This window comes from Paraburkholderia sp. JHI2823 (assembly GCF_038900695.1).
In the GTDB taxonomy this organism is placed as follows: Bacteria; Pseudomonadota; Gammaproteobacteria; order Burkholderiales; family Burkholderiaceae; genus Paraburkholderia; species Paraburkholderia mimosarum.
This window is the reverse complement of the sequence record NZ_JAYMRY010000351.1, coordinates 1-386: the sequence shown is the minus strand read 5'-3', so window position 1 is coordinate 386 and position 386 is coordinate 1. Positions and strand designations below refer to the sequence as shown.

Sequence of the window (386 nt, the reverse complement as noted above, 5' to 3'; positions counted from 1 at the left end):
GTGATAAAGCCCGCGCGGCGTCAGACGCAGGCGCTGCCATGCTTCGCTCGACGACACGAAGACACGCGCGATGACTAAGGTGATGACGAGACCGACGAGAGCGGGTTCGACGGCGAGCGACGCATTGGCGATCATCCACATGACGAACAGGACGACCCAGAGGCCGGGCATCCCCCGAGGAACCAACGACGACACCGGTTTTCCGTTGTTCGAAGCCATGTCATCGGTTCCTAAGCAGGCCGTGCGGAAAATTCTAAGTGACAATTTATGGCAAATCAACCGGCGTGCGATAGCGCGCGGTTGTCCAACCGTGGTCGCTTCAGCAGGTGTGAATACGCTACTCGAATCGGAAGAAAGCTATGTGAGTCGCGAACTCGCATCAGCTT

1 pseudogene is annotated in these 386 nt (G+C 57.8%); it reads right to left on the bottom strand.

The annotated features are described in order from the left end of the window. Window positions 1–219, bottom strand: a pseudogene (locus VSR34_RS38945) (cation transporter); the annotation flags it as partial. Window positions 220–386: the final 167 nt, after the last annotated feature.